9 protein-coding genes are annotated in these 9,017 nt (G+C 64.1%); 6 read left to right on the top strand and 3 right to left on the bottom strand.

Annotated elements, in window-relative coordinates:
• The 3 genes from ACI944_RS08070 to ACI944_RS08060 all read left to right on the top strand — a co-directional run.
• On the top strand, positions 1-454 hold a 454-nt coding region (locus ACI944_RS08070), incomplete at its 5' end, for a DUF192 domain-containing protein (protein WP_411718542.1).
• A gap of 73 nt (positions 455-527) precedes the next feature.
• On the top strand, positions 528-2,456 hold the full coding sequence (locus tag ACI944_RS08065; protein ID WP_411718543.1) for an ABC transporter ATP-binding protein: 1,929 nt from the start codon (positions 528-530) through the stop codon (positions 2,454-2,456).
• A gap of 74 nt (positions 2,457-2,530) precedes the next feature.
• On the top strand, positions 2,531-3,397 hold the full coding sequence (locus ACI944_RS08060; protein WP_411718541.1) for an ATP-grasp domain-containing protein: 867 nt from the start codon (positions 2,531-2,533) through the stop codon (positions 3,395-3,397).
• A gap of 204 nt (positions 3,398-3,601) precedes the next feature.
• Here the strand turns inward: ACI944_RS08060 and hcsS are convergent, their stop codons facing one another.
• Positions 3,602-3,787 (bottom strand): halo-CC-star protein HcsS, encoded by a 186-nt coding sequence (hcsS, locus tag ACI944_RS08055; RefSeq protein WP_411718540.1) that lies wholly within the window; start codon positions 3,785-3,787, stop codon positions 3,602-3,604.
• Positions 3,788-4,181: 394 nt separating this feature from the next.
• On the opposite strand from hcsS, the gene ACI944_RS08050 reads away from it, so the two are divergent.
• A complete protein-coding gene (locus ACI944_RS08050) occupies positions 4,182-4,583 on the top strand; it encodes an ArsR/SmtB family transcription factor (RefSeq protein WP_411718539.1) in 402 nt (133 codons plus the stop codon).
• Positions 4,576-5,748: an ACR3 family arsenite efflux transporter gene (arsB, locus tag ACI944_RS08045; protein WP_411718538.1), complete on the top strand. Its 1,173-nt coding sequence runs from the start codon at positions 4,576-4,578 to the stop codon at positions 5,746-5,748. The genes ACI944_RS08050 and arsB overlap by 8 nt, the downstream gene beginning before the upstream one ends.
• Before the next feature lie 151 nt (positions 5,749-5,899).
• On the opposite strand, the gene ACI944_RS08040 is transcribed toward arsB, so the two are convergent.
• Together ACI944_RS08040 and ACI944_RS08035 are read right to left on the bottom strand one after the other, a co-directional pair.
• Positions 5,900-6,274, bottom strand: a complete 375-nt coding sequence (locus ACI944_RS08040; protein ID WP_411718537.1) for an Hsp20/alpha crystallin family protein — start codon at positions 6,272-6,274, stop codon at positions 5,900-5,902.
• Positions 6,275-6,714: 440 nt separating this feature from the next.
• Positions 6,715-7,731, bottom strand: coding sequence for a type II glyceraldehyde-3-phosphate dehydrogenase (locus tag ACI944_RS08035; RefSeq protein WP_411718535.1), 1,017 nt, complete (start codon positions 7,729-7,731; stop codon positions 6,715-6,717).
• Positions 7,732-7,924: 193 nt separating this feature from the next.
• Here ACI944_RS08035 and ACI944_RS08030 point away from each other — a divergent pair, with 193 nt between their 5' ends.
• Entirely contained in the window at positions 7,925-8,953 is a 1,029-nt protein-coding gene (locus tag ACI944_RS08030) for an aminopeptidase (RefSeq protein WP_411718534.1), read from the top strand.
• The last annotated feature ends 64 nt before the right edge of the window (positions 8,954-9,017 follow it).

Here is a 9,017-nt window from a genome sequence, read left to right as displayed (position 1 = left end):
CTCTGTCGGGATTATCAGCCCGTTGCTCGGCGACGGCTACGACCCGACAGCCGAGACCGACGACTACGAGCGGACGAACGTGACCGTCGTCGACGGCGAGACGGGGGCGGAGCGCGGGACCGTCGAGGCGGCGGTCGCCGACACGTTCCGCAAGCGGTATCTCGGCCTGAGCAGAACCGAGGAACTCCCCGATAACGCCGGAATGTTGTTCCTCCACAGCAGTTCCGGCGAGTACACCTACGTGATGCGCGATATGTCGTTCGGCCTCGACATCGTCTTTGCCGCGCCAAACGGGACGATCACGCGGATTCACGAGGCTCCCGAACCCGGACCCGGTGAGGACGGCAACGCCCAAGCGTACCCCGGACAGGGGCAGTACGTCCTTGAGGTCAACCGCGGGTGGACGGCCGAACGAGGCATCGAGGTCGGCGACGAGATCCGGTTCGAGCTCTGAGCCGGAGGGCGTTAAAACCGCCCGGGGGCCAAGCGTTATGACCGGCGGACGCCGACTAGCGATAATGGCGGACATGGCGTGGGACGACGAGGACGACCCCTTCGAGGACCAGCGGGCGAACGCCGAGGATCCGATGCGGCGGCTGTTCACGGACTACGGCCGCCCGAAGCGGTTCCCGTTTGCCGTCGGCGTGCTCGCGAGCATCCTCGCGCGGGTGCTCGATCTGCTTCCACCCGTCCTCCTCGGGCTGGCGATCGATGCCGTCTTTCGCGACGACAAGGCGTTCGCGCCCTGGCTGTGGCCCGAGGCGTGGACGCCGGCCGCACGCGACGGCCAACTCCTCTTGATCGTCGGGCTCATCGCCGCGGCATTCGGCCTTGGCGCGCTGTTTCATTGGGTCCGAAACTGGGGGTTTAATGCCTTCGCCCAGTACATCCAACACTCGATCCGGACCGACACCTACGATACGATGCAGCGACTCGACATGGCCTTTTTCGCCGACAAGCAGACCGGCGAGTTGATGAGCATCCTCTCGAACGATGTCAACCGGCTTGAGCGCTTTCTCAACGACGGCCTGAACTCGACGTTTCGGCTCGCCGTGATGGTACTCGGGATCGCGGCCATCCTCTTTTGGCTCAACTGGCAACTCGCGCTCATCGCCCTCGTACCGGTCCCGCTCATCGCGCTGTTTACCTACAAGTTCATCCGGACGATTCAGCCGAAGTACGCTGACGTCCGCTCGACGGTCGGTAACGTCAACTCCAGGCTCGAGAACAACCTCGGTGGCATCCAGGTCATCAAGTCAGCAAACACCGAGCGCTACGAATCCGAACGCGTCGAGGACGTCTCCGAGGATTACTTCGACGCGAACTGGAACGCCATTGAGACGCGGATCAAGTTCTTCCCCGGCTTGCGGGTCATCGCCGGGATCGGGTTCGTTCTCACATTCCTCATCGGCGGCCTGTGGGTGCTGTCGACGGAGACGACCGGGGCGGCCCCGGGACCGCTCACTGAACCGCTGTACACCGGCGAGTTCGTCACGTTCATCCTCCTGACCCAGCGGTTCATCTGGCCGATGGCGCAGTTCGGACAGATCATCAATATGTACCAGCGTGCCTACGCGTCCGCCGAGCGGATCTTTGGGCTGATGGACGAACCCGACCGGCTCGAGGTGGCCGACGACGCCGAACCGCTCGCTGTCACCGAGGGTCGCGTCCGGTACGACTCGGTCACCTTCGGGTACGACGACGAACCGATCGTCAACGACGTCGACTTCGAGGTCGCGGGCGGCGAGACGCTCGCGTTGGTCGGCCCGACCGGTGCCGGGAAATCGACCGTGCTCAAACTCCTGCTCCGTCTCTACGATGTCGACGAAGGATCGATCCGGGTCGACGGGACCGACGTGCGCGACGCCACATTGCCCTCACTGCGCCAACACGTCGGCTACGTCGGGCAGGACACGTTCCTGTTTTACGGCACGGTCAAGGAGAACATCGCCTACGGTGCCTTCGACGCCGACGAGGCCGAGATCGTCGAGGCCGCGAAGGCGGCCGAGGCTCATGAGTTCATCACCAACCTTCCGGACGGCTACGACACGATGGTCGGGGAACGCGGCGTCAAGCTCTCTGGGGGGCAACGCCAGCGTGTTTCCATCGCCCGGGCGGTGCTGAAAGACCCCGCGATTCTCGTCCTCGACGAGGCGACGAGCGACGTCGATACCGAGACCGAGATGTTGATTCAGCGCAGCCTCGATCGCCTCACCGCCGACCGAACCACCTTCGCCATCGCCCACCGGCTCTCGACGATCAAGGACGCCGACACCATCGTCGTGTTAGAGGACGGCCGAATCGTCGAACGCGGTACCCACGGCGAACTGCTCAGTAGCGGCGGCCTCTACGCTCACCTGTGGGGCGTCCAGGCCGGCGAGATCGACGAACTTCCGGAGGAGTTCGTCAAGCGGGCGGCCAAACGGCAGGCCCGGACCGAGGCCGGCGACGACTGACCAGCGCTTGCAGTCGGGGTCGTCGCCGCGTCCCCCTCCGGCGCGTTCAAGTCCCTCGGAGCCCTGGTCCGGGTATGCTCCGGCTCGCGGTCGCGACGGACGCCGAAACCCTCGAGCGAATCGCCGACCCCCTCGCCGAACGCGGTATCGAGGCGCGGTACGTCCCGACGACCGGGCGCGCACAGCCCCTTTCGGAGCCGCTCGTCGGCGACCGCTTCGATGTCGGCTTCGTCTACCCCTCGCGGGTTATGGAGGGCGGTGTTGCCGACGCCCTCCTCGGTGTGCCGTGGGTCAACGGTCAAGCGGCGGTCCTCCGGAGCCGAAACAAGGCCGAGACGCTCGCGCGTCTCGAGCGCGCGGACGTACCGACACCCGAGAGCGTCTACGTCTCGAACCCCGCCGACGACTCCGAACTCCGGGCGGCTTTCGAGCGTCTCGATCCGCCCGTCACCGTCAAGCCGAACTCGACGACCCGCGGGGTCGGCATCGCGAAAGCCGACGACCTCGACTCCTTTTTTGGAATCTGTGAGTACCTCTCGTTGGTCCACGACTACCGCGCCGTCGACGACCGGTCGTTTCTGGTCCAGGAGTTCCTTCCGGACGCCCGCGACTTCCGGGCGATGGTCGTCGACGGCGAGTACGTGGGCGCGGTCGAACGACGGCTGCCCGCGGCCGAGCGGGCGGCGGGACGCTGGAAGCACAACGTCCACCGCGGCGCGACGGCGACCGGCGTCGATCTCGCGCCCGAGCGCCGCGAGCTCGCCGAGGCGGCAGCCGAGGAACTCGACGTCGACTGGCTTGGCGTCGATCTCCTCGTTGCGGACGGCCACGCCGTGGTCAACGAGACGAACGCCCGGCCGACGGTCGATTCGGCCACGAAGTACGACTCCGGGTTTTACGACCGGTTGGCGGGGTTGATTCGCCGGACTGCGGAGGTCTAAGAGGTGTGCCAGCCGTCGGGCGGGTAAATACTGTGGTGGCAGCTCCGGGGCGTTTGTGACTAGTGATACCAGCATATATAGCGGTACGCCACCGGCTCGCGCGGTGGCGACCGACTCACGGCTCGCTCGCGGACGTGAGTCCGATCTGTGCATGAGATATTCAGTTTTGTTTATATAGGGTGGTGTCGCAGACGACCGCTGCGTCTAGCAGCAGTCGCTTCCGGCCTCGCAGGCGTCGCTGTAGTCGACGCCGATTGTTTTGATACGCTCCTCGGTGCACTCGACGAGCGTCGAGGTGAACGCCTCGTCGGTTGAGGCCGACTCGACCTCATTGAGGTCCTCGGCAGGCGTTTTCGCCGCGGCTACGACGGCCTCGTCAGTGGTGCTCAACAGCACCCATCCCCGTCCGACTGGGCGAACGTCCGGCCGATTCGATCACTCATACGATCGTCGGTTTGCTTGAGAAGGTCGACGAGTCCGTCGTCCGGGCGGTTCGTGGGTCATCGAGCGGATCGGTCCATTGCCGCGGCGACGCGAGGATTTTTTTGACGGAACCAGGGACCGCCCGTCGTGATCTTCAGAATTTAATTGAATTATCACTCATGTAAGTGTGTAACGCCCGGTGTTCAAGACATGTCTCTTGTACGCGGGATCTCACGAAAAAGCTCGAATAGTGGAGTGAAGCCGTTGTTTGCGCCCGCTCAAAGCTCGCGTATCGATGCTGCGTCCGTTTGCGTATCCGCCACCGGAACAATTAATTGACTATCTGCTCAACGAGCAGGTGATGTCACAAGCGACCGAACGGCTCCATCGGTACCTCGAGGACGAACTCGGGGAGTGCTGCACCGAGGACGTCGACAGCCGACTCAAGGAACTCGACACGCTCGCGTCGACGCTCGGAACCGAGCGGGCCGAGGCGGAACTGGATGTCCTGTCGGCGCTCGGAAACAAAACACGGTATACGCTCGTCCGCGTGCTCGTGGCCGCGGGCGAGGAACTCTGTGTGTGCGAGCTGAACGCCGTCGTCGACGTGTCCGAAAGCGGTCTCAGCCACGCCCTCTCGAGGCTCGTCGACGCGGGGCTCGTCGAGGGACGCAAGGAGGGCCGCTGGAAAAAGTACCGCGCGACCAACCGTGCCGTCACACTCGTGACCGTTCTCGAGGGAAGCGTAACCGTCGATGAGTAGCGCCGAGGCCACCGGTCACGAGCACGGCCCCGAGTGCGGCTGTGAGGCCTGTGGCGATCCGCGCTCGATGGACGTTCTCGATAAGTATCTCACCGTCTGGATCTTCGGTGCGATGGCGACCGGCATCGGTCTCGGGTTCGTTGCCCCGTCGGCGACACAACTCATCCAGGAATTCCACCTCGTCGAAATCGGCCTCATCGCGATGATGTATCCGCCGCTGGCGAAGGTCAACTACGGCCAACTGCCGGCGGTGTTCCGGAATGTGAAGGTGCTCGGTTTGAGTCTCGTCCAGAACTGGCTGATCGGTCCGACGCTGATGTTCGGGCTCGCCGTCGTCTTCTTCAGCGGGCTCACACCGGGGTTGCCCGCCCGCCCGGAGTTCTTCCTCGGGTTGGTGTTCATCGGGATGGCCCGCTGTATCGCGATGGTCCTCGTCTGGAACGAACTCGCCGAGGGCTCAAGTGAGTACGCCGCCGGCCTTGTCGCATTCAACAGCGTCTTTCAGATTCTTACCTACGGCGTATACGTCTGGTTTTTTGCCCTGTTCGTACCGCCGCTTTTCGGCATGGAGGCGCTCGTCGCCGGGATCTCCGAGTTCGGCATCACGCCGACGCAGGTGTTCCAGGCGATCGCCATCTTCCTCGGGATCCCCTTCGCCGCGGGCGTTCTCTCCCGATACGTCGGTACTCGGGCGAAGGGCGTCGAGTGGTACAAAAACTCCTTTGAGCCGACGATCAGCCCGCTGACGCTGATCGCGCTGCTGTTCACCGTGGTCGTGATGTTCGCCATGCAGGGCGAACGCATCGTCGGCCAGCCCAGCGACGTCCTGTTGATCGCCATCCCGCTGACCATTTATTTCGTCGTGATGTTCTTCGTGAGCTTCGGGATGGGTCGTGGGATCGGCGCGGACTACTCGACGACGACAGCGATCGGCTTTACCGCCGCCTCAAACAACTTCGAGTTGGCGATTGCCGTCGCAGTCGCGGTGTTCGGCGTCGGCTCCGGCGTTGCGTTTACGACCGTCATCGGCCCGCTCATCGAGGTGCCGGTACTGCTCGCCTTGGTGAACGTCGCGCTGTACTTCCAGCGAAAATTCGACTGGGGCGGCTTCGATACCGGACGTCTCGACGACTCCTCGGTCGAACCCGCAGCGGACGACGACTAAGACGATGACGAACACCGAACAGCGACGTTCAACATATAAAGCTGCGCCGCGACCGGGGGATGACCGACGCTGTCGTTTTATCGTTTTGTGAACGCCGAAACGAAAGGGGATTGCCGCGCGCTGCGATCCGGGTCGGACCCGACGGCCGTCGTTATGAAAGGTCGATGTTCGCAGAACTGTCGACGCGATCGAGCCTGATTTCGAGGACGCCGTTGTTGAACGACGCCGACGCGGAGTGTTCGTCGACACGCCCCGGAAGTTCGATCCGTTCCTCGTACTCGCTGGCCGAGGTCGACGCCGAGATGGTCACGTGGCGGCCGTCACACTTGATCCGGAGGGACTCCCGGTCGACGCCGGGAAGGTCCGCAACGACGCGGATCTCCTCGTCGGCCTCGTACACCGAGACGTGGGCGTCGTCGCCGAAGCCGGCGTCGGCGGCGTCGATGTGTCCGCCCATTCCTTCCATCATTCGTTCTATCTCGTTGAAGATGTCGTCGAACGGGTCGTCGCGGTCATCACGGCGCATACATATTTGTATGGCCGAGACCATCAAAAGCCTTCTGTCAGTTACAGTATCGGGAGCCACCGCAACCATCCGACTCGTGACCGATCGATCGGCATGGGGTTCGACCGCCGTCCGAAACGCAGGCGCTCGGTCGTCATGTGTCTCGGGATGTGGATGGGAGACGGAGATACGACAGAAAGTGACTGCACAACGGAACGTGACCGCCAGTCAGGACGCAACGCGACAACCGAGCAGGCGCGGGAAACAGCGCGGCCGCGACAGGCAGGTGTATAACACGCGTCCGGCGGCCGGATACACGTCCCAACGACCGTATATATAAATGAACGCTAAAACGAGATACGTAGCCTTTTATATAGTTCGGCATCCGGATGTCCATTTATAAACAGTCAACAAATGGAGAGAGGATTAAATAGCTCTATCGTCCCGTTCGTCTCGCTTGGTTAGAATCCGACGCCCATCGTCTCGTTCGTCCGTTCGACCGACTCCTCGGCGTCGGCCGTCCCGAGCACCGCCCGGATCGCGTCGACGTTCTCGGGGACAACGTCGGACTCTTGATGGATCGCCTGAAACAGATACAGGTCCGATCCCTCCGTCGAGACTGACTCGGCCCAAATGCAGTTCTCCCAGATGTCGGCCCGCGGGCGGTCGCGATCCATCGCAAACTCCTTGAGCGCACCGGCCCCGTCGATCCCGGACCCTTCCGGGACGAGGAACGTTCGCGTCTGGTCGTCGAGCAGCTCGCGAACATCGTCGGTGTCGGGCCTCGATTCGAGCGTTACGTTGACAGAGTGGGTGTGCATCAGGGTCGCCGGCACCTTCAGCCCGAGCGTGTCGATGTCGAGGTCAGGGAAGATCGTGTTCACGTCGGGGCCGTGGTGAGAAGGCAATCCGATCGGGTTCGGCAGGATGTCGTTGATCGGGCCGCGCCCCGACTGTGCGGGGTCGCCGCCGCGTCGAATCAGCGTGATCCGGGCCTTCTCGACGCCGTACTCCTCTTGAAGCGGGGCCAGAAGCCGTGAGAGCCCGGTTGTGTTACAGGAGACGACGCGAACGTGGTCGGCTCCGGTCGCGGCCTCGAAGTTCCCGCGGGCATTGAACGAGACGTCAACGAGGTCAGCGTCCTCGCCGCCCTGATACAGCGCCGGAGTGTCGTGGGCCTCATAGAGCGATTTGTTTTCCGCGCCGATCCCCGAGGGACAGGCGTCGACGACGACGTCGGCGGCCTCGACCATCGCGTCGACGGTGCCGGCGAGGTCGATTCCAGCCTCCTCGAACAACTCGATCCGGTCCTCGATGGCCGCATACAGCGGGTAGCCGTTTTCGACGGCCAACTCGGCCTCGTGGTTTGGCCGGGTCTTGGCGACGCCGATCAACTCCATGTCGGGTTGGAGCGTGACGGCGTCCGCGACCCGCTTGCCGATGGTTCCGTAGCCGTTGACCGCGACCTGGATGCTCATACGTGTCGGTGGAGACCCCACGTGAATAACCGTTTCTCTCCCGCGGCGCGGCCGACTCGGTTCGACGCACCCTGGCCCGATCCGGGGTGACCTGCCTAGGCTCGAACCGGTCCACCCCTATTCGACCCGATCCCAGCCGGCGCGGACGGCCGGAGGGGGAACGTCTTTGCGCCCGCCGTTCCAATCCGAGGGTATGTCAGATACTGACGCCGACAGTCGCGCTGGCGATGCCGGCAACACCCGGGTCGATACCCTCGATATCGAGGATTTTGACGCCGTCTCGCGGGCGGCCCGGACAGCGATTGAAGAGTGTCTCGCGGTTGCGACCGGCGAAACCGTCGTTATCGTCACCGACGACAAGCGCGAGCCGATCGGCGAGGCGATCTACAGCGCCGCCCTCGAGGCGACCGAGGACGCCACGATCGTCCGCTATCCCCCCGGCCCACAACACGGCGCGGAGCCCCCGGAACCGATCGCGGCGGCGCTACGGACGGCTGAGTGCTTTCTCGCGCCGACGACAAAGAGCATCACCCACACCCGTGCACGCTCGGCTGCGACGGACGAGGGGGCCCGCGGCGCGACGCTGCCCGGTATCACCGAGGAGGTGTTCACGGTCGGCCTCAACGCCGACTACACGGCGATCGCCGAGGCCTGCGAATCGATGCTTGAGGCCGTATCCGGGGCCGAAGAGATCCGGGTCACCTCCCCGCAGGGCACCGACATCACCTTCGACCTCGGCGATCGGCCCTGGAACGAGGACACCGGAATCGTCCACGACCCCGAGTCCTTCTCGAACCTGCCGGCGGGCGAGGTATTTATAAGCCCCGAGTCCGCGGACGGGACCTATGTGGTCGATGGCACCATCCGCCCGCACGGCCGACTCGCCGACGGACGGACGGTCACGATCGAAGTCGAGGACGGCCAACTCACACACATCTCCGACGACGCCCTCCGGTCGGAGGTCGAGGCGGCCGCCGAGGAAGTCGGCGACGCGGCATACAATTTGGCCGAACTCGGCATCGGCACGAATCTCGGTGTGACCGACCTCGTCGGAAGTGTCCTCTTGGACGAGAAGGCGGCCGGGACGGTCCACATCGCCTTCGGTGACGACGCGGGCATCGGCGGCGACACCGAGGCACCGATCCACATGGACGGCATTCTTACCGAGCCGACGGTGTACGTCGACGGCGAGGCGATTGAGTTACCGACGCCGGAGGCGTAGTCGACTCCGCTGATGAGGGGTGCGGTTCCGCTGCTTGCGGCCGCCTGACCGCGACGCGGGCCGG

This window comes from Natronomonas sp. (assembly GCF_046710025.1).
GTDB lineage: Archaea > Halobacteriota > Halobacteria > Halobacteriales > Haloarculaceae > Natronomonas.
This window is presented reverse-complemented; position numbering and strand designations above follow the sequence as displayed.

What these genes read in the sequence shown, in the direction of transcription:
- ACI944_RS08035 (WP_411718535.1), bottom strand. Translation starts at nt 7,731, where the DNA reads ATGAGCATCCAGGTCGCGGTCAACGGCTACGGAACCATCGGCAAGCGG.
- arsB (WP_411718538.1), top strand. Translation starts at nt 4,576, where the DNA reads ATGAGTAGCGCCGAGGCCACCGGTCACGAGCACGGCCCCGAGTGCGGC.
- ACI944_RS08060 (WP_411718541.1), top strand. Translation starts at nt 2,531, where the DNA reads ATGCTCCGGCTCGCGGTCGCGACGGACGCCGAAACCCTCGAGCGAATC.
- ACI944_RS08040 (WP_411718537.1), bottom strand. Translation starts at nt 6,274, where the DNA reads ATGCGCCGTGATGACCGCGACGACCCGTTCGACGACATCTTCAACGAG.
- ACI944_RS08050 (WP_411718539.1), top strand. Translation starts at nt 4,182, where the DNA reads ATGTCACAAGCGACCGAACGGCTCCATCGGTACCTCGAGGACGAACTC.
- ACI944_RS08030 (WP_411718534.1), top strand. Translation starts at nt 7,925, where the DNA reads ATGTCAGATACTGACGCCGACAGTCGCGCTGGCGATGCCGGCAACACC.
- ACI944_RS08065 (WP_411718543.1), top strand. Translation starts at nt 528, where the DNA reads ATGGCGTGGGACGACGAGGACGACCCCTTCGAGGACCAGCGGGCGAAC.